The sequence below is a fragment of the Anabaena sp. 4-3 genome (assembly GCF_001597745.1).
Lineage (GTDB): Bacteria > Cyanobacteriota > Cyanobacteriia > Cyanobacteriales > Nostocaceae > Trichormus.
In genome coordinates this window covers 131,434-150,070 of the sequence record NZ_LUHJ01000068.1, presented here as the reverse complement: position 1 = coordinate 150,070, position 18,637 = coordinate 131,434, and the positions used below count along the sequence as shown (strand labels likewise).

24 protein-coding genes are annotated in these 18,637 nt (G+C 40.0%); 12 read left to right on the top strand and 12 right to left on the bottom strand.

Annotated elements, in window-relative coordinates; translation table 11 throughout:
* Window positions 1–2: 2 nt before the first annotated feature.
* The 3 genes from A3775_RS19745 to A3775_RS19735 all read right to left on the bottom strand — a co-directional run bounded on the left by A3775_RS19745 (window position 3) and on the right by A3775_RS19735 (window position 1,788).
* Window positions 3–722, bottom strand: a complete 720-nt coding sequence (locus A3775_RS19745; RefSeq protein WP_066378499.1) for a class I SAM-dependent methyltransferase — start codon at window positions 720–722, stop codon at window positions 3–5.
* A gap of 138 nt (window positions 723–860) precedes the next feature.
* Window positions 861–1,385 (bottom strand): FKBP-type peptidyl-prolyl cis-trans isomerase, encoded by a 525-nt coding sequence (locus A3775_RS19740; protein WP_082803802.1) that lies wholly within the window; start codon window positions 1,383–1,385, stop codon window positions 861–863.
* Between the two features lie 79 nt (window positions 1,386–1,464).
* Window positions 1,465–1,788, bottom strand: coding sequence for a phasin family protein (locus A3775_RS19735; protein WP_066378503.1), 324 nt, complete (start codon window positions 1,786–1,788; stop codon window positions 1,465–1,467).
* A 136-nt stretch (window positions 1,789–1,924) separates the two neighbouring features.
* Here A3775_RS19735 and A3775_RS19730 point away from each other — a divergent pair, with 136 nt between their 5' ends.
* Window positions 1,925–2,230: a TIGR03792 family protein gene (locus A3775_RS19730; protein ID WP_066426407.1), complete on the top strand. Its 306-nt coding sequence runs from the start codon at window positions 1,925–1,927 to the stop codon at window positions 2,228–2,230.
* Window positions 2,231–2,474: 244 nt separating this feature from the next.
* Window positions 2,475–2,846, top strand: a complete 372-nt coding sequence (locus tag A3775_RS19725) for a zinc ribbon domain-containing protein (RefSeq protein WP_066426497.1) — start codon at window positions 2,475–2,477, stop codon at window positions 2,844–2,846.
* A gap of 79 nt (window positions 2,847–2,925) precedes the next feature.
* Here the strand turns inward: A3775_RS19725 and A3775_RS19720 are convergent, their stop codons facing one another.
* On the bottom strand, window positions 2,926–3,366 hold the full coding sequence (locus A3775_RS19720; RefSeq protein ID WP_066378507.1) for a response regulator: 441 nt from the start codon (window positions 3,364–3,366) through the stop codon (window positions 2,926–2,928).
* Window positions 3,367–4,218: 852 nt separating this feature from the next.
* Between A3775_RS19720 and A3775_RS19715 the strand changes: the two genes are divergently transcribed.
* Window positions 4,219–4,527, top strand: coding sequence for a hypothetical protein (locus A3775_RS19715; protein ID WP_066378511.1), 309 nt, complete (start codon window positions 4,219–4,221; stop codon window positions 4,525–4,527).
* 84 nt (window positions 4,528–4,611) lie between these two features.
* On the opposite strand, the gene A3775_RS19710 is transcribed toward A3775_RS19715, so the two are convergent.
* Window positions 4,612–4,872: a hypothetical protein gene (locus A3775_RS19710; protein ID WP_066426405.1), complete on the bottom strand. Its 261-nt coding sequence runs from the start codon at window positions 4,870–4,872 to the stop codon at window positions 4,612–4,614.
* A gap of 524 nt (window positions 4,873–5,396) precedes the next feature.
* Between A3775_RS19710 and A3775_RS19705 the strand changes: the two genes are divergently transcribed.
* Together A3775_RS19705 and A3775_RS19700 are read left to right on the top strand one after the other, a co-directional pair.
* Complete coding sequence (locus tag A3775_RS19705) at window positions 5,397–6,233, top strand: PEP-CTERM sorting domain-containing protein (RefSeq protein ID WP_066426404.1); 837 nt, start codon at window positions 5,397–5,399, stop codon at window positions 6,231–6,233.
* 224 nt (window positions 6,234–6,457) lie between these two features.
* Window positions 6,458–6,832 (top strand): DUF4870 domain-containing protein, encoded by a 375-nt coding sequence (locus A3775_RS19700; protein ID WP_066426401.1) that lies wholly within the window; start codon window positions 6,458–6,460, stop codon window positions 6,830–6,832.
* A 90-nt stretch (window positions 6,833–6,922) separates the two neighbouring features.
* Here A3775_RS19700 and A3775_RS24430 read toward each other — a convergent pair whose 3' ends face one another.
* Window positions 6,923–7,066 (bottom strand): hypothetical protein, encoded by a 144-nt coding sequence (locus A3775_RS24430; RefSeq protein ID WP_156481686.1) that lies wholly within the window; start codon window positions 7,064–7,066, stop codon window positions 6,923–6,925.
* Between the two features lies 1 nt (window position 7,067).
* On the opposite strand from A3775_RS24430, the gene A3775_RS19695 reads away from it, so the two are divergent.
* From A3775_RS19695 to A3775_RS19680, 4 genes are all read left to right on the top strand, one after another.
* On the top strand, window positions 7,068–7,805 hold the full coding sequence (locus tag A3775_RS19695; RefSeq protein WP_066426395.1) for a TIGR04283 family arsenosugar biosynthesis glycosyltransferase: 738 nt from the start codon (window positions 7,068–7,070) through the stop codon (window positions 7,803–7,805).
* 176 nt (window positions 7,806–7,981) lie between these two features.
* Window positions 7,982–8,734, top strand: a complete 753-nt coding sequence (locus A3775_RS19690) for a TVP38/TMEM64 family protein (RefSeq protein WP_066426393.1) — start codon at window positions 7,982–7,984, stop codon at window positions 8,732–8,734.
* Between the two features lie 87 nt (window positions 8,735–8,821).
* Entirely contained in the window at window positions 8,822–9,577 is a 756-nt protein-coding gene (locus tag A3775_RS19685) for a TVP38/TMEM64 family protein (protein WP_066426391.1), read from the top strand.
* A gap of 118 nt (window positions 9,578–9,695) precedes the next feature.
* The gene (locus tag A3775_RS19680) at window positions 9,696–11,246 is read left to right on the top strand and encodes a mercuric reductase (RefSeq protein ID WP_066426389.1); all 1,551 of its coding nucleotides are present in this window, start codon (window positions 9,696–9,698) and stop codon (window positions 11,244–11,246) included.
* A 246-nt stretch (window positions 11,247–11,492) separates the two neighbouring features.
* Here A3775_RS19680 and A3775_RS19675 read toward each other — a convergent pair whose 3' ends face one another.
* The 3 genes from A3775_RS19675 to A3775_RS25305 form a co-directional block, all read right to left on the bottom strand.
* A complete protein-coding gene (locus A3775_RS19675; protein WP_066378541.1) occupies window positions 11,493–12,116 on the bottom strand; it encodes a hypothetical protein in 624 nt (207 codons plus the stop codon).
* A gap of 655 nt (window positions 12,117–12,771) precedes the next feature.
* On the bottom strand, window positions 12,772–13,143 hold the full coding sequence (locus A3775_RS19670; protein WP_066378543.1) for a four-helix bundle copper-binding protein: 372 nt from the start codon (window positions 13,141–13,143) through the stop codon (window positions 12,772–12,774).
* A gap of 355 nt (window positions 13,144–13,498) precedes the next feature.
* The gene (locus A3775_RS25305) at window positions 13,499–13,624 is read right to left on the bottom strand and encodes a hypothetical protein (RefSeq protein WP_255363874.1); all 126 of its coding nucleotides are present in this window, start codon (window positions 13,622–13,624) and stop codon (window positions 13,499–13,501) included.
* 78 nt (window positions 13,625–13,702) lie between these two features.
* On the opposite strand from A3775_RS25305, the gene mgtE reads away from it, so the two are divergent.
* Window positions 13,703–15,103: a magnesium transporter gene (mgtE, locus tag A3775_RS19665; protein WP_066378546.1), complete on the top strand. Its 1,401-nt coding sequence runs from the start codon at window positions 13,703–13,705 to the stop codon at window positions 15,101–15,103.
* On the opposite strand, the gene A3775_RS19660 is transcribed toward mgtE, so the two are convergent.
* On the bottom strand, window positions 15,092–15,349 hold the full coding sequence (locus tag A3775_RS19660) for a hypothetical protein (protein ID WP_066378548.1): 258 nt from the start codon (window positions 15,347–15,349) through the stop codon (window positions 15,092–15,094). The two genes, mgtE and A3775_RS19660, sit on opposite strands and share 12 nt — an antisense overlap.
* 195 nt (window positions 15,350–15,544) lie before the next feature.
* Window positions 15,545–16,402, bottom strand: a complete 858-nt coding sequence (locus A3775_RS19655) for an SDR family oxidoreductase (RefSeq protein WP_066378550.1) — start codon at window positions 16,400–16,402, stop codon at window positions 15,545–15,547.
* Between A3775_RS19655 and A3775_RS25125 the strand changes: the two genes are divergently transcribed.
* Together A3775_RS25125 and A3775_RS19650 are read left to right on the top strand one after the other, a co-directional pair.
* On the top strand, window positions 16,388–16,651 hold the full coding sequence (locus A3775_RS25125) for a hypothetical protein (protein ID WP_156481685.1): 264 nt from the start codon (window positions 16,388–16,390) through the stop codon (window positions 16,649–16,651). The genes A3775_RS19655 and A3775_RS25125 overlap by 15 nt on opposite strands.
* Before the next feature lie 197 nt (window positions 16,652–16,848).
* The gene (locus A3775_RS19650) at window positions 16,849–17,511 is read left to right on the top strand and encodes a class I SAM-dependent methyltransferase (RefSeq protein ID WP_066378558.1); all 663 of its coding nucleotides are present in this window, start codon (window positions 16,849–16,851) and stop codon (window positions 17,509–17,511) included.
* Window positions 17,512–17,656: 145 nt separating this feature from the next.
* Here the strand turns inward: A3775_RS19650 and A3775_RS19645 are convergent, their stop codons facing one another.
* Window positions 17,657–18,565, bottom strand: a complete 909-nt coding sequence (locus A3775_RS19645; RefSeq protein WP_066378560.1) for a rhodanese-related sulfurtransferase — start codon at window positions 18,563–18,565, stop codon at window positions 17,657–17,659.
* Between the last annotated feature and the right edge of the window lie 72 nt (window positions 18,566–18,637).

The following is an 18,637-nucleotide window of genomic DNA, read 5'->3' as shown; positions in this document are numbered from 1 at the left end:
GGTTAAAACCGCACTTTATACAAATCAAATAATTCTCCTGATTGCCGTGTCACTACCTTCCCACCGGCAGCTTTAATTATTTTTTCCCATTCAGCGACAGGTTCTAGATACACTTCCGCACCCAAATAAGTTTCTAGAACTGCCCAATCTTCTGCTAAAGGCTGTGCGGAATTCAGGATATCAAACACAAATTGTCCGCCGGGTTTTAAGACTCGTTTGACTTCGCCCAAGACAATATTCCAGTATTCTAGGGGAAAATAGCAGCTAAATCCTGTAGCGATCGCTAAATCAAATTGCCCTGGAGCATAATTTAATTGATGCGCCGCGCCCAATTCCACACCTTTAAACAGCTTAGAATTCAACTGCGAACCGCGAGCATTCAGCGTATCTCTGGCTATATTACTGATTTCTTGCCCATAAAAAAATGCTTGCCAATCTCGCCAAGGATAGATTAAAAAGCTGACACCGCAACCAATGTCTAAACAATGCTGATTTTTTTGCGGTTTAGCAATTTCCCAGAAAGGCGAAACCAGTCTCCCTGTCAACAACCCCGAAGCCCATTCTTGAAATATCGGCATCGCCTGCACTTCTGCTGGCAGTTCAAAAGATTGATTTTGATACTGTTTATTAAAGCGTAATGCTACCTGTCCTAACCTCTGTTGCCATTGATCAGAGTGAGCATTTGCAGAAAACAGACGACTTTGAGCAGGATTTTTAGACATTTTAAATTAGAGATTAGGCATAGTAAATGGGGCATGGGGCAGCAAACAAGTCAAAATTCAAAATTTTTGAATTTTGACTTTTGTAGCTTGCTTCGACCTAGGAGTATTTTGAATTTATTTGTCCCTAGTCACCAGTTTTTATTTAACGTCAAGTAATTCCACGTCAAATAGTAGGGTAGCGTTGGGGGGAATCACACCACCAGCACCACGCGCACCATAACCTAATTCTGAGGGGATGATTAATTGACGACGGCCACCGACTTTCATGGTGCTAAGTCCTTCATCCCAGCCTTTGATTACCTGTCCAACGCCGATGGTGAAGCTAAAGGGACGATTGCGATCGCGTGAACTATCAAATTTACTACCATCTTCTAAAGTACCAGTGTAGTGAACTGTTACTGTTTGTCCACGTTCAGGTGTTGCACCAGTTCCTTCTTCTAGTTCAACATATTTCAAACCGGAAGGGGTAGTAACGACGTTGGAGGCATCAGCCATAATATTGCTCGCTATTAAGGTATTGTTTTCTGTAACAGTTGTGGGTGCGGCTGGAGTTTGGGTTAAAGAAGCTGCTACAGCAGATTCCTGCTTACCGCCAATTTGTGACAGTACCAAAACTACAACACAGACCAGCATTAAGCCCACGCTGAGTAAAATTGCTTTCAAAATTAGCCCTCCCTATTTGGGTGGTTTGGCAATGATCATTACCAACAGGACACAATTTAGTTTAAATCACAAGGATATCCTAACGCCAAAGCTTATTTTCTAAATCGCGTATTTGACGTTCTAAGCGGTCAATTCTCCCCCGTAGTTCATCTACCTCAGACTGGCGCGCTACTCCTAAATCTTGCATCATATTTCGCATTTGCCTTTGCATTTGGGTTTCCCAAGTTCCCTGCTCTGACTTTAACTGTTCTACAATGTCATCCATTACAGCCTTAGCTTGCTCAGGATTGAGTTTACCGTCTTTGACTAATTCATCACTCACTTGCTTGAGTTTGTCTGCCACTAAAGACGTTGTGCCAATACCGAGCATCATTAACTGCTGCAACCAGTTGTTGCTATCCATACTCTTTTCCCGTTACTTGTTTCAACCCAGCCGACCTGAGCTTGTGAGTGTGTGTAATCAAGCTATGCTGGAAGCGTAGTTATTCTAGCCTACAACTCTATTTTGGCAGATTGGCAAAGGCATAGGGTGAAAGAAGATGATTATAGAATTTCTTAAGTTTCAAGTGGCTGCTGGCATGGCAGCCAGTTTTATCCAGAAGGATGCAGAAATTTGGACAACAGCTTTGGCTAAGTATCCAGGGTTTTTGGGTAAAGAAGTCTGGATTAATCCCCATGACTCTACAGAAGTTATATGTATCATGCGTTGGGCAACTAAAGAGCAGTGGCAAGCCATACCCCCAAGCGAGTTAGAGGTGATAGAGCAAGAGTTTAATGCAGCGTTGGGAAATAGTTATAAGTTAGTAGAGTCAAACGAGTATCAAGTCCAGCTTAACCAAAATTGAGCGATCGCTAATTAATAGTCATTAGTCTTTAGTTATTAGTCATTAGGGAACACCAAAACATAAATTATCCAAATCGACTGTTAGTAGGGTGCGTCAGGATGAATATTTTCTTGTTATAGCTAGGGGTTCTCGTACTGACGCACCCTACACTTTAGATATTTTTTTTATCTGGAAGTCCCCTGCGTCCCTGTTCACCTGCTTTAATGTACTAAAATCAGAATGTTTCCTGAATTGTGTTGAAGTTGTGGCTACTGTCTCTTGTCCCCACTGTCACCAAATAATTGACAGTCAGGCTCTTACTTGTCCCTATTGTCGCACAGCACTGAAAGCATACGGTCATCCCGGAATTCCGCTACACCGTGCTAGCAAAAATGAGTATCTGTGTGACAGTTGTACTTATCATGCTGATAATACTTGCAACTTTCCCCAACGTCCCTATGCGAAAGAGTGTACCCTTTATCAAAATATTGCTGAACGGGAATCTGAGTTAGCACAACAGGGTGCTGCTAGTAGTTGGCAAGAAACTGTCAAAAATTGGCTCAAACGCCATCAGCCTTTGCTGTTAATCCTGGGTTTATTATTTATCTGTTTGCTGATAGCTGTTTCAACATCTTGACGGCAATTTGGGAATAATTAAGTAGTAAGTTTTTGCCAGATATGACTAATTTGTATGATGCCTGTTCTTTCCCATTTTCTCAGGCAGAAATATTCATGACTTGCATCAGTTCTGCTATCAAAAGATTCGGTTCTATAGGTTTATTCATGTAGCTTTGAAAACCAGCTTGCAAAGCCAGATTGTAACTTTCTTCGCAACCTAAAGCCGTCAGAGCGATCGCCGGAACAGTTCGCGCTGCTAAAAGTTGATTTTCTCTGACTTGTCGTATTAATGAATATCCGTCTATATCCGGCATAGCAATGTCAAAAATTAATCCATCGAATTGAAATTGAGCGATCGCCTCTAAAGCCTGTAAGGCAGTTGTTGCTGTTGATACCTTAATACCGTAGCTTTCCAAAATACAAGCAGTTAACAACAGACTGTCATCATTATCATCTACAACCAGAATATGCAAGCCTACTACTAAATCAGAGTGATGCTTAACATTTTGTGAATGTAGTCTTTCTGAATGATTTGCCAAGATATAGTTGCCTCCTAATTTGTCCTATTTAATTACGGAGGAAGTCATCATACAAAGCTAGCTGATATCTAGCTGTCTGACATGAATATGTTAACTCACTTACCATACCACTTAAATCAGTTAACAGTAATTCTCAGTCTCTAGTCTTTAATCATTATTAGGCTGAAGTATAAGATTTAATTATGAAATATATTTGATTTACTATGTCAAGTTTTATTGCAGAATTTGTTTCAAATTCGTTACAATTATTTACACAAGACAACATATTGAGCTAATAAACCAAAAATCAACCAAGTTGTTGATCACTACGTAAAGCAGCAAGGTTGTTGCAGTTGACTAGGCGGAATTATCAACTGAATTGTCAACGCCGTCAAAAAAAAGGTTTCTTGTAAATTTAGTTCATATCAAACTGACTTCGGTATCGGTATCTTCCATATCTTCCACTAACATTTGGACTTCTCCCAATCACCTCGGTTTCATAGCCGGGGTTTTTTGTTCATTGTCAATTTTCGATTTTTGCTAATAATTCATGTTGGATGAGGTTCTTACCTTTATTTGTAGCAGTATACATTCATGAGTCTGCTTTCTCAATTACGCACAAGAAAAAAGTGGCATAGGCTGATTTGGCGTTGGTTCACGCAGGGGTATAGATAAAAAGTTTAGATTTTGGTCTATTAAGTTATTTTTTGACAATAATTGTTCGCAGGATATTGCTAATTGAAAGTAATAGATTCGGCAATTAAATGAGTGTTAGCTATAAAAACACATCTACCGATAGAGACATTTAAAACTTATATATAGAATCATGATACTGATACGACAATAACTAAACAAATATAAAAAACCACTACTATGGCTCGTTTCACTCAAATCATCCAAAATACCTTAATTCGCGTCCTGGCTTTTGTATCTGTTGGCATCAAAAACACTTTTGGTTTAGTTGGAAATGCTTTTAATGCTTTTTCCAGGTTATTGGGATTAAATAAGCCTGGTTATTTTTTAGACTCTGAAGAAGCAAAAAGCATTAAGAAATCTTCAGAAAAACAATCAACGGAAACCCAGCCAGATACCACACCGAACATTTCCACCTCTGAACGTCGCCGTCCAAGTTCCAAGATGGATTATTATATTAAAATGGCGAGTGAGATTCAAAACAAGTAAAAAACTGTGATGCGGGTAAGCAAGCTATGCGTAGTTTCTCTGAGAGGAACTACGCATATAACCCCTACTACTAGAAACTGAAAATTAAGCATGAAGGTTAGCTTGTTCTTGCAACCAAGGATCTACAGGTTGTCCATCTTTACGCCGCAATTCAATTTCTACTACCATCACCTCTTGAGAACCAGGGGGAGCAGGTTTTTTATGGAAAATAATCTCATAGTCTAATGGATTATGATTGCGTTCTTTTAACCATTCTTGCACTTGGGTCGTAGCAAAGAATGATTGTCCTTGTTCAAACATCCGAGTAATCTGCATTTGCAGTGTGTAGGGATTGATTCTACCCATTGTCGATTACCTCTGCTAAGTACGTTTGATATCAGGTAAAATACCAGTTGCACATAATTTGATGTTAGTTGAGAAACAGCAAGTTACCGTATAAATATATATTTTTTAAAATTTCAAATTATTAAATACGGAGAAAAGAGATACCTCCACCGAGAGATACCTTTACACTAATTTTACAATTTCTATTAGCAACATCTCTATTTTAGCTAACATCAAGATGCCTTTGATCATCGTCAAAGCCTTTTAAAAATAGGATTCTAGATTTTCAGATGACTAAATAATATTGTCTGAAGATTTTCTCTGTATTTACACTGAAAATAATAAGATACAAATAAGTTGCTAGTTATTTTTCATGAGGTATGACATGATGAGATTAAGTGAAGCTAACTAATAAAAACTTGTGTCACAGTCATACTGCAAGCTCTGAGGAAATTTGCTGTATTAATATCTGCATCTTTCCGATTATCCGTGTTAGCTCAATTCTCTAATCTCTTACTGCAAAAAAATCAAAAATAACTATTGATATGTTTCATAACCGTTTTTTATCTCGCATTAGTTGTTTGATCGCTGTAACAGGTGCAGTTTTGATGCCAGCCGTAGCCAGGGCAACTGTTGCGGATAATACTCAATTTTTAATAGATTGGGATCAGCTAGCCAGTGGATGGACTGCCCCAAGTTCGGGTCAAATTCGTACCTTTAATGCCGGAGAAGGAACGGTTGACTTGAAGTTTGAGCTTGGTTCACAAATCAATTTTGTGGGATTTGGTGGTAGTATAACTCCTGCTATTAGCAGCACTCTTAATGGTAGTCAGGGTGCAGATAACAAAAGTTTACATTTACAAATAGATGCACAAGCAGTGGGTTTGACCAAGGGGAATAACTCAATGACTATGACTACTAGCTTTAAGGGTTTTACTAACCCTCTCACCGATGTTTCATTCATGCTGTATGACATTGACATTAGTAGAAACTCATGGCAAGACAGAGTAATTATTAAGGGATTGTTGGGAAACCAAGTTGTTAACCCGATTTTTACCCCAGTTTTAGCTCAAAACACCGTTCAGATAGTCGATACTTTCACCCTAGATGGTATTAGAAGTCTGTCGGACAATGAGAACGGAGATCAGGGTAGTGTATTAGTCAGCTTTGCTAGTGCTATTGATGGTTTTGAGTTAGTTTTCACCGATGGTGATGACATCAATCCGTCCATAAATCCGCGTAATCATGGTATTGGGATTGGTGATATCAAATATAGAGGAACTGTTCAAAGTGTTCCTGAACCTACTTCTATCTTAGGTCTTTTGGCATTTGGTACTTTTGCTGCAAGTTCACTCTTAAAACGCAAACAACACCACGCTTAATGATCACATCATTTTATTTTGAGGGTAGACCTTTGGTCTACTCTTGATTATTTCATAGTTATGGGTTCGGTAAACCTCATATTCTGAAAGTGATTAGTTGCAGACAAAACTTACAGATCACGAGGAAAAGTCAGAAAAATGCTGGAGTGCGGGAAACAGTAACACAAAATCTCTGCGGTATCCTCTAAAATTGAAGCTATAAAGTCAATTGAGGAGCCACCAGGATGCAAGTTACATTCGATTCTGATAAGCGCAAACTGCTATCAAGTCTGTGTCATGGGGCGATTTTCTTTAGTACAGCGTTAGTTTCCATTGGTGTTCCCATTGCCATAAACTTGGTTTCTGATGATCCAGTTGTCAAAAGTAACGCCAAAGAATCGATTAATTTTCACTTTAATGTCTGGTTCTGGGCAACTGTGATTGCTGTACCTGTTGGGATTATATCTTGGCTGACCTTTGGTCTGGGCGGTCTTTTGTTTTTCCCTTTGGTGGCTTTTGGGTTTTTACTGCACTGGGGTTTAACTATTTGGGCGTTAGTTCACTGTTTTACCCAACCTGATGAACCGTTCCGTTATCCGTTTATTTTTCGGGTGTTTTAATTACTTAAACTGAATATTAAATTTGTTGGTAGAAAAGGGATTTAGAAAATCATCCCTTTTTTATTTATGATGCGATATCTTCTACTATTCTCAATTAGCGTCAGGTGGGCATTGCTTACCAGTTGCTAAAATATTTAGTTTGACGTTGTTAGGAATGCCCACCCTACAACAATTGTCATCAAGCCGCTTTTCTATTTTATGATGCGATCGCCTACTATCCCCTTCTTCTTTCATTATGGGTCAAAATCTTCACCATCCGCCAATTTCTGTGATCATCCCTACACTTAACGAAGCTGCAAATATTACAGCAGTAATTAATACGATTAACCCCAGGATAAATACAGAGATTATTGTTGTAGATGGTGGCTCACAGGATGAAACTGTCGCCCTAGCCCAATCATTAGGTGTAAAAGTTATCTCATCTTCTCCTGGTCGTGCTGTGCAGATGAACGCAGGTGCAGAGGTAGCTAGTGGTGAAATTTTGTTGTTTCTTCATGCAGATACTCGCTTACCGATGGGGTTTGATGAGATGATTTCTAGCGCATTACAACAGCCGCAGGTGGTAGCAGGTGCGTTTGAGTTGCGGATAGATGCGGCTTTAGGGGGGTTGCGCTGGGTCGAAAAAGGAGTAAACTGGCGATCGCGCCTTTTACAAATGCCCTACGGCGACCAAGCAATTTTTATTACTAAATCTATATTTAAAAAAATAGGCGGTTTTCCAGAACTTCCCATCATGGAAGACTTTGAACTAATACGGCGTTTGCAACGTATAGGAAAAATTACTATAATTCCTGTACCTGTTGTTACTTCTGCCCGGAGATGGATAAAAAAGGGAGTCTTTAAAACTACCCTGATTAATCAAATCGTGATTATTGCTTATTTACTCGGAGTCAAACCAGAACGAATTCGCCAATGGTATCGTCAACCCCCTGCGGGGGAATTCAAAATTCAAAATTCAAAATTTAAAATTTAAAATTTAAAATATTACGGATAAATATTAATTGAAATTTAAGCTATTGCTAATGAAACTGACATATTCTAGTGAAAGGTCATAAAAAAGGAAATTTCAGGAATATTGTGTTTTTTGACTGTGGTCATCAGTATTACCCCTAAATACTGGACAATAACAGTAAAAACTTAGGTAATCCCATGATTCCAAAGCATCAACGGCGATTAAATAGCAAACTCAAACTACTGCTGTTAAGTTTGATCGTGGTCATTCTGATAATTATTGCTAAACAATTCAACTTTTCAATAGTTATCAACCAATTAGTGCTGTGGGTTGAGAGTTTGGGAATTTTCGGGGCGATCGCCTACATAATCATTTACAATTTAGCTACATTGTTATTTATCCCCGGTTCTCTGCTGACACTCAAAGGTGGTTGTCTATTTGGTGTGTTTTGGGGTTCAGTCTATGTGTTAATCGCCGCAACAGTTGGTGCAACTTTGGCTTTTCTCATCGGACGTTATCTTACACGTGATTGGGTGGCGCGACAAATAGCTAAACATCCGAAATTTCAAGCCATTGATCAAGCTGTGGGTAAAGAAGGATGGAAAATTGTGCTGTTAACGCGCCTTTCTCCAATTTTTCCCTTCAATTTATTAAATTATGCTTTCGGAGTGACGCAGATATCTTTAAAAGATTATATATTAGGTTCTTTAGGAATTATTCCGGGAACTGTGATGTATGTTTATATCGGTTCTCTCGCCACAAATTTGGCAATGGCGGATATTAATCATCAACAGGTTACGCCAGAAACCCAAATTATGCAATGGGTCATCCAAGGCTTAGGATTAATGGCAACTGTAGGTGTGACGGTGTATGTCACGAAGATTGCTCAAAAGGCTTTAGCTCAAACTGTCGTCATGGAGGTAGGAAACAAGGAAAGAAAAAAATTTTAGTTTTTCCAGCAGTAGCAATATATAACCTTTTCTAGTCTCCTGAGTATAAATTTATCTGCGTTTATCTGCGTCCATCTGCGTTTAATAATGAAAAATCAAAGTATAGGAAATTTATTTAACAGTAGAAATGTCAGATTAATTAGTCTAACATTTTTGATGGTAGCGATCGCCTACTTCATCCCTACAGATTTTGCCTGGGCGCAAGCATCAGCGAATAGCAATTCTTTTAATCCCCAGACGATTTTACGTGATGCTTTGCAATGGATTAATAGTATAGGCACATGGGGAGCGATCGCATTTATCTTACTTTATATTATTGCCACCGTCGCCTTTTTACCCGGCTCAATTCTCACCTTGGGTGCTGGAGTAGTCTTTGGTGTCGGCTGGGGTTCTGTTTACGTATTCATCGGTGCTACCCTAGGAGCTACAGCCGCATTTTTAGTAGGACGTTATTTAGCCAGAGGTTGGGTAGCGCGGAAAATCGCAGATAACAAAAAATTCGCCGCAATTGACAAAGCAGTTGGTAGAGAAGGCTTAAAAATCGTCCTGTTAACCCGTCTATCCCCTATATTTCCCTTCAACTTATTAAATTACGCCTTTGGAATTACAGGAGTTACACTTAAAGACTACTTTATAGGTTCAGTAGGGATGATACCCGGAACTATCATGTACGTTTATATTGGTTCTCTGGCGGGAAACCTCGCCATGATAGGGACTGACAGCCAACCTACCAACCCCACAGCACAATGGACAATTAGAATTATCGGTTTTCTCGCCACTGTCGCCGTGACAATTTATGTCACCCGTATCGCCCGCAAAGCTTTAGAAGAAGAAGTTTTATAAGTTCGTAGTGAGGACTTTAGTCCTCTCTTGTATGCGCCAGTCTTGACACCATGAGGTGGAATGTCCTGATTTTGAATTGGGAATTTTGAAAGTTAAATTGTTGAGGGAGATATCGCCGATGTCCAATTCTGAAATCAACAGAGTGATTGTTCGCCCAGTAGATGAGTATAACCAGAAGTTGATTGCTCATGTCCATCCCAAAAATTGGGTAAATCCTCAACCGGCTGATTGTTATGACTTAGTGGTAATTGGTGCTGGTACGGCGGGATTAGTAGTAGCGGCGGGTGCGGCTGGTTTGGGTTTGGGTTTGAAAGTAGCGTTAATTGAAAAGCATCTCATGGGTGGAGATTGCTTAAATGTCGGTTGCGTACCTTCTAAAACTATCATTCGGTCGGCGCGGGTGGTGGGTGAAATCTGGAATGCTCAAAATTTAGGGGTAAATATTCCCAAACAACAGATTAATGTGGATTTTTCCGCAGTTATGGCGCGAATGCGGCGAGTACGGGCGGGAATTAGTCATCATGACTCGGCGGAACGCTTTGCATCGCTGGGGGTTGATGTTTTCTTGGGTAGCGGTCGATTTGCTAGTCAAGATACTGTAGAAGTTGATGGTAAAATTCTCAAGTTTAAAAAAGCTGTGATTGCTACTGGTGCAAGGGCGAAATCACCAGCTATCAGAGGAATTGAAGACGTAGGTTATTTGACTAATGAAACGGTTTTTTCTTTAATTCAACGCCCGGAAAGGTTAGCGGTGATAGGTGGTGGCCCTATTGGTTGCGAATTGGCGCAAGCATTCCGGCGTTTGGGTTGTGAGGTGGTGCTGTTTCATAGCGGTTCTCATGTTCTCAATAAAGAAGATGCTGATGCGGCGGAAATTGTACAGCAAGCGTTGATTCGAGAAGGTATTCGCTTGGTGCTGAATTGCAAGTTAGAAGAAGTGGTGACTGTCACCGAAGGAAAGCGGTTGTATTTTTCCTCCAATACTCATCGAGATTCGGTAACGGTAGATGAGATTTTAGTAGGTGCGGGACGTGCGCCGAATGTGGAAGGATTAAATTTAGAAGCTGTGGGGGTAGAGTATGACAAACGCCACGGTGTCAAGGTGAATGATTACTTGCAAACTACCAACCCCAAGATATATGCGGCGGGTGATATCTGCATGAATTGGAAATTTACCCATGCGGCTGACGCTGCGGCGAGAATTGTAATTAAGAATGCGTTGTTTTCTCCTTTTGGGTTGGGACGTTCTCAATTGAGTAGTTTAGTCATGCCTTGGGTGACATATACTGATCCTGAGATTGCCCATGTGGGGATGTATGAACAGCAAGCCAGGGAGATGGGGATTGATGTGGAAACAATTAAGATACCTTTTAGTAGTGTAGACCGAGCGATCGCAGATGCCGAAGAAGTCGGATTTTTGAAAATTCATCACAAAAAAGGTACTGATGAAATTCTCGGCGCAACTATTGTAGCGACTCATGCAGGTGAGATGATTTCAGAAGTAACGACAGCAATAGTTAATAAAATTGGTTTAAATAAGTTAAGTAATGTGATTCATCCCTACCCCACCCAAGCTGAAGCTATTAAAAAAGCCGCAGATGCTTATCGTCGGACACTGCTAACACCCAAGACAAAAAAACTTTTGGCATTTTTGACCAAGTTTTCTTGATGGAGATTTTTCTCACAGATAAGTAGTGGATTGACACAGCTAAAATAGTGCAATAGATGTAGGTTGGGTTAAGCGTAGCGCAACCCAACTAAGATATTGGTGTTGGGTTTCCTACGTCAAACGCCATTCGCCCCAAGCCGGGAAACCCGTCAACGGCGATGGCTCCCCAACCTACAACTTTTTTGCATCCTTTTAGTCGTGTCAGTCCAGTAGGTTGGGTTAGTGGAGAGTACGACACCCCAAAGTTTAAGGATTATTCACACTCGCCTCTTTGATTTTGAGTTGAGTTTGTAGTTGTTCGAGTGTTTGTAGGTTGGCTTGCTCGAATCTATAATTGAGCCATAAAAAACTACCACTAAATGAAGTGACTGCCAGGATAAAAATCGCAATTAATAATCTGACTTGAGAACGAAGATATTTAACTTCTCTGTTCTTATCTTCTAATATTATTGGTAAATCTTGCTGAATTGGTACCTGTTCTACAACTATTTCTGGCTGTGTTGGAATTGCTTTTTTAAACCTCACCTGATCATGCAGCCAATTCGTAATTAGTTGGGGACAGTTTTTCTTAAACCATCGCCAAGCAATCATTCTGAATACAGGCTTAGAAAATCTGGCAACTTTCTTAACTGTCCCATTTATGGCGTATGAATTAAACTTTTGATTAATCAGGTTAGTAGCTCCTACATCATACAAACAATCTATGATCAACTTAACTGTTGTTTCTTCTCTGTATGATAAATTCTCTAACAAAAGTAGTACATCATGGATACGCTGTTCTTCCATGATTTCTTCTGTTAATTTTGGTGACAAAGGAATTGATTTGTTATTCGGTGTATCCATGACAATCATACTTGATTTTGTTTTCATGTAGGTGTTGATTTCTCAAATTTGGCTGCATCAAATCTACAATCTAAACTAATTTACATTTGAGTCAGTGGACAATTGAAATTGTAGTAAAAACTGAGTTTTTATCTAAAGTGTAAGTGACAAAAGGATGAGATTTATTTACACAAGAGATTATTAGTTTAGAATCAGTATTTGCTACAGACTATGTTTGTAGATTTACTGATGCTGTGATCACCTTATCATCAACAGTTAACTAGGTTAATGACTGCGTAGCTACTTTTATTTAGATATTATTGAGTATCTCAGCAGTAGGTTGAAGTAATCAAAGTAATGATTACAAACATCACGTTTATCAATATATACTATAGCATAGCAGTATATTTATTTGAATTAGCTGGGTTTAATGTAACATAAGGAACAAAAATCTTAATCAGTATTATTGAATGCTCACTAAAAAATACTCAACCTCTCACAGAAGTCGAGTATCATGTTTTTCCATGAATGATATAGGATGATTATTTAATTTATATGAATTTTTTGGGATATTAATAAAATAAACCTCTCAAACATTAAATTGGAGAGGTTTATTTTTAACTGGATCTAAGTTAAACTGTGGGTTGATGATTGCACATCCATCTGTAGTAATAATCTAACCGATAAAAATGTCGGTGATAAATTAAGCCCTTGCCATAGACATTCTGCGGCAAGACTCAGCACAACGGCGACACATATCAGCGCAAGCCTTCATTTGTGAATCATTCTCGAAGCGATCGCAATTCTGAGCGCATCGTTCACACACCTCAGCACAAACAGCACAGGTACGCACATCCAAGTCAGAACCACGTAACATAAAATTAGCACTGGTTTGGCAAATCTCAGCGCAATCGAGCATTAATCGTAGATGCTGTGATTCTGTGTGCATACCACCTTTTGTGGTGCAGTAGGCAGTAGCAGTATTTAAACAAATATTAGAGCAGTCTAAACAGTTTTGAATACATTCTTGGTTTTGTTGGTTAACTTTTTGCAAGGTTAATTGTTGTATAGCCATATTCAAAGCCTCTTTGATGAATTGTTATGATCGAGTTCAATCACCTCATAGGCTTTAATTTAGACGCTATGTTAAAACTGAGCGTCTGACTATAGTTGTATTAATAAATATTGCTAAAAGAGTATGAAACAATGTTCCATAATAGAGAGATAAAAAATTAATATCATGTTCGATTAAATAGTTATCATCCCCGCATTTGTGCAGAATTCTCTTTTCCCTGCTCAGAACTTCCCTACGCCCTGAATAATCAATTTTTCACCTGACAAGACAGGACTTACGCAACTGGCACCTTAGTAGGGTGCGTCAGATGTCAAAAATCTGCTGATTTTTACCATATTATCTGCGCTGACGCACCCTACAAGAAAGTTTCATGATCACACTTGCGTAAGTCCTCAAGATATAACCTCATGAGGCTGGGCATGAAACATAGGATATCAGCCACTTTGCCAGACACCATATCTAAAGTAGGAAAAATCACCATAAGTTTAACCTCTCATCTGCCACTATCCCTTAGACTAAGGGCAGCAACCTTGTTCACATTGGTCGAGGAAAGTGAAAAGTGACGGAGACGAACAATTTAAACTCTGCCCTTCAGGATGTGTCACGTAGGGAATTGCGCGATTTAGTGCGGACTCAACTGCGAATGCTATTAGAAGCTGGAGACTTACAAGGAGCGAAAGCGATTCTTGTACCTGTGCAGCCTGCGGATATTGCGGAAGCGATTGAAGGTTTACCAGAAGCAATGCACGCTTTGGCGTTTCGCTTACTTTCAAAAAGTGAGGCGATTGAAGTTTATGAATATCTGGACTATAGCGTGCAAGAAAGGCTGATTGAGGAACTAAAAAGTCAAGAAGTCCGGGATATTGTCGATCAAATGTCTTCTGATGATCGAGCGAGGTTATTTGATGAATTACCTGCAAAAATCGTCAATCGCCTCTTAGAACAACTTAGTCCTGTAGAACGGCAAGCGACAGCTTTACTTTTGGGTTATGAAGCTGGTACAGCTGGGCGGATAATGACTTTAGAATTTATTGCGCTCAAAGAAAACTTTACAGTCACTCAAGCCCTAGAAAGGATGCGCCGACTAGCTAATGCCAGTGAGATGATTTATTATCTTTACGTGACTGATGCAGCTAGACGGTTAACGGGGATTGTTTCGCTGCGGGAACTGGTGACATCGCAGCCTGAGCAAATTATTGGCGAGATTATGACACGGGATGTGATTCTGGTTCACACCGATACAGATCAAGAAGAAGTAGCCAGATTAATTCAACGGTATGATTTTTTGGCTGTGCCGGTTGTGGATAGAGAAGACAGATTAGTGGGTATTGTCACCGTTGATGATGTGATTGATATTTTGCAACAAGAAACTACTGAAGATATCTACGCCGTGGGTGGTGGTGTACAGGCTGATGGCGATAATTATTTTCAGATGGATTTATTGCAAGTAGCCCGCAAGCGGGTATTGTGGTTATTCGTGTTGCTGATTACTAATACCGTCACAGGCACAATTATTAAATCGCAAGAAGATATTTTAACGAAAGTGGTGACATTAACGGCATTTATCCCGTTACTCACGGGTACTGGCGGTAATGTGGGCGCACAGTCTTCAACGGTGGTAATTCGGGGGATGAATACTGAAGAAATTAGATCCCTTGGGGCGATGCAGGTGATTGGCCGGGAAGCGATCGCTGGTGCTTTGTTAGGTGGTATGTTAGGTACTATCGCCACAGTCTGGGCTTTCTTTTTGCAGGGTAGATTAGAAGTGGCGATCGCTGTAGGTAGCAGTTTAGTAGCTATTTCGGTGTTAGCTTCCGTTTCTGGTTCCGCACTACCATTTTTATTTCGGTTGCTGCGTTTAGATCCGGCGTTGATGTCTGCGCCATTTATCACGACAGCCGTTGATGTTCTGGGCGTTTTAATCTACTTCAACTTAGCACGGATAATTTTACAGCTCTGATGATGTGTCTGGGGCGATGATATCTCCCGTACCCAAGTTCAGTATCATATCCTGGTCAGTAATTAGTTGGCTGAGTTCCTTAACTTGTAAATTCATTTGCTCACAAGCTTGCTTCAGTTCTCGTGCAAATGTATTGATATCATCACCATAGCCACATTGATAAGCAGCAGTTTCGATTCCCTGCTTGGCATTAGCCCTAGCACAATCTACTAAATCTGTGCCATGCAATGGTTTTGGAGATGCCATAAACTTTAGTTGCTATCTTTTTAAATGTTTTTCCTTAGCTAGATTACCAATTGTTTCGTCTGCAATCATCCCCCCATTGATAGACACAATCATGCAAAACTCAAATCATTCATCAGCAAATGACTAAGGGATATATCCCCGACTTCTCAAAGAAGTCGGAGATTTGGGTATGACGTTTTTTAGTGGAGTTACTGATTAACCATTGACAATTTCGCCACCATTGGGATGTAAAACTTGACCGGACATATAAGAAGCATCATCAGAAGCTAAGAAAACGTAGCTGGGAGCAACTTCTTCTGGTTGTCCTGCTCTTTGCATGGGTACTTGTTTGCCAAAATTTGCCACTTGATCGGCTGGGAAAGTCGCGGGTATTAAAGGTGTCCAAATCGGGCCGGGTGCAACTGCATTTACCCTAATTCCCTTGCCGATTAAATTTTGTGATAAGGAACGAGTAAAGGCGACAATTGCACCTTTTGTAGATGAGTAATCTAGCAAATACTGATTACCTTTATAAGCTGTGACCGATGTGGTATTGATAATTGCACTTCCTTCTTTTAAATGTTTCATTGCTGCTTTAGTAAAATAAAACATTGAAAAGATATTAGTGCGGAATGTGCGCTCTAATTGTTCTTGACTAATATCTTCAATGCTTTGTTGGGGGTGTTGTTCAGCAGCATTATTGATGAGAATGTCTAGTTTACCAAACTCATCTACTGTTTGTTTGACAACACGCTGACAAAAAGCTTCATCAGCAATATCACCGGCTATCGATAATGCCCGTCGTCCATGTTCTGCTACTAAATTTTTAGTTTCTTCCGCATCACCGTGTTCTTCTAGATAAACAAACGCCACATCTGCACCTTCTTTGGCAAATGCGATCGCTACAGCACGACCAATACCACTATCTCCACCTGTAATTAAGGCGACTTTATCCTGTAATTTACCACTACCCCGATGTTGCTCATCTTGTGCCTTGGGTTTTGGTCGCATTTTAGATTCAACACCAGGCAATTCTTGTTCTTGCGGTGGCTGTAATGTTTGTTTTTTTGGCATCAGATTACCTCGAACAAAAGGGAACTTAACACAGCAGAAAGTTGCCAAGACAACAGTCACAAACCTGAATTATGTAATTTTCATCTGACAGAAATTAAACCTTGGATTGGCAAGCCAACCCAAGGTTTAATTATTCTCTTAATCCCACTTGCATCTGCAAGTTTAGGCTGTTTTACCCCGGATATTAGTCATACGACTAACGTTAATTATTCTCCTCACATCCAACACACTAAGGTTTATATGCACTAATCTGAACACGGAAAACAAGTACACAACTCTCTTGCTGTTTGAGGAACGATTGTGTTCGTTCACCTGATTTAAAATTACCTATCAAATCCCAGGTATTTATCGCCCCGCAGATGGAAAGAAAATCAAAATTATTTCAATCGAAAGACAGATTATAATAAATTTTTGTCCAGGTATTTATTGATTTTTGATTACTATTAATGTCAACTCGAACACTGGGACTAGACACAAACCTGTATGAATATTTACTATCTGTTTCCTTGCGAGAACCGGAGATATTAGCGCAATTGCGGCAAGAAACAGCCCAGCATCCGATGGGGAGGATGCAAATAGCACCAGAACAGGGGCAATTCATGGCCTTGCTAGTCAAATTATTAGGTGCAAAGAAAACCTTAGAAATAGGTGTATTTACAGGCTATAGTGCCTTAGCCGTGGCGTTAGCCTTACCCCCGGAAGGTAAGATAATCGCCTGTGATAACAGTGAAGAATATACAGCGATCGCCCGTCGTTATTGGCAACAAGCCGGAGTAGGCGATAAAATTGACTTACACATCGCCCCAGCCTTAGAGACATTAGATAAATTACTCGCAGCAGGTGAAGCAGAAACCTTTGACTTTGCCTTCATCGATGCCGACAAAAGCAACTATGATCATTATTACGAGCGATCGCTAAAATTAGTCCGCCAAGGTGGACTAATAGCCATAGATAACGTTCTCTGGTCAGGCAGAGTAGCCGACCCTCAAACACAAGACAACCGTACCACAAAAATCCGCGCCTTTAATGCAAAACTCCTACAAGACCAAAGAATCACACTCAGCCTAGTACCCATAGGAGACGGCTTAACCCTAGCCTTAAAAAACTGAACTTCCACCTTTGCGCCCCTCCGCGTTTCAAAATACCTCAACTCTCCTCTAGCCTCCGCTAGAGGATACAACCGAAAAACAGTTTTTGACACTCCCCCGTTGATAAAATGGGGGAGTGTCAACATAATTTCTGCTTTAACTCGTCTTAGCTTGTTTTTGTTCGTTGCATTTTTAACTGATACTGTCGCCATTTTTCCTGTTGACGCACTCTTTTGTCGGCGGTAAGACTATCAAAGCAGTGAGGACAGGAAATACCTTGTTCATACTTGGATGATGTTTTATCTTCCTCAGTTAATGGGTGTCCACAACAGAAACACAACTCATGATTTCCTACTTCTAAACCATGACTCACAGTTACCCGTTCATCAAACACAAAACATTCACCTTCCCATAGGCTTTGTTCTGCGGGGACTGCTTCTAAATATTTGAGGATACCGCCTTTGAGGTGATAGACTTCAGCAAAACCTTGTGATATCATATAAGATGATGCTTTTTCGCAACGAATCCCCCCAGTACAAAACATCGCTACTTTTTGATGTTTGTTCGGGTCAAGGTTTTGACGCACATATTCAGGAAAGTCTCTAAAAGAATTGGTTTGCGGATTTTGCGCCCCTTTGAAAGTTCCAATATGTACTTCGTAATCATTGCGGGTATCAATCACAATTACTTCTGGATCAGAAATTAAATCATTCCATTCTTCAGGGGTGACGTACTTTCCTACTTGTTCATTGGGGTCAACTTCCGGTAAACCTAATGTGACAATCTCTTTTTTTAAACGCACCTTCATGCGTTCAAACGGGGGTTGTTCTGCCGTTGATTCCTTGTGTTCTAAGTCTGTGAACCGTGGATCAGAACGCAGATAAGCTAGAACTGCGTCTATAGTTTGACGAGAACCGGCGATCGTGCCGTTGATTCCTTCTTTGGCTAACAGAATTGTTCCCTTAATGCCTTGTGCTGAACAATAAGACAACAAGGGTGCTTGCATCTCCACACAATCCGGCAAACTGACAAATTTATAAAATGTGGCAACAATTTGAGTATTTTTTTCGTTCATCCCTTTGTCAAAATCAAAACTATCTGGTATAGTTATTTTAGTTAACTAAAATACTCCACTTTTTTATTTTAC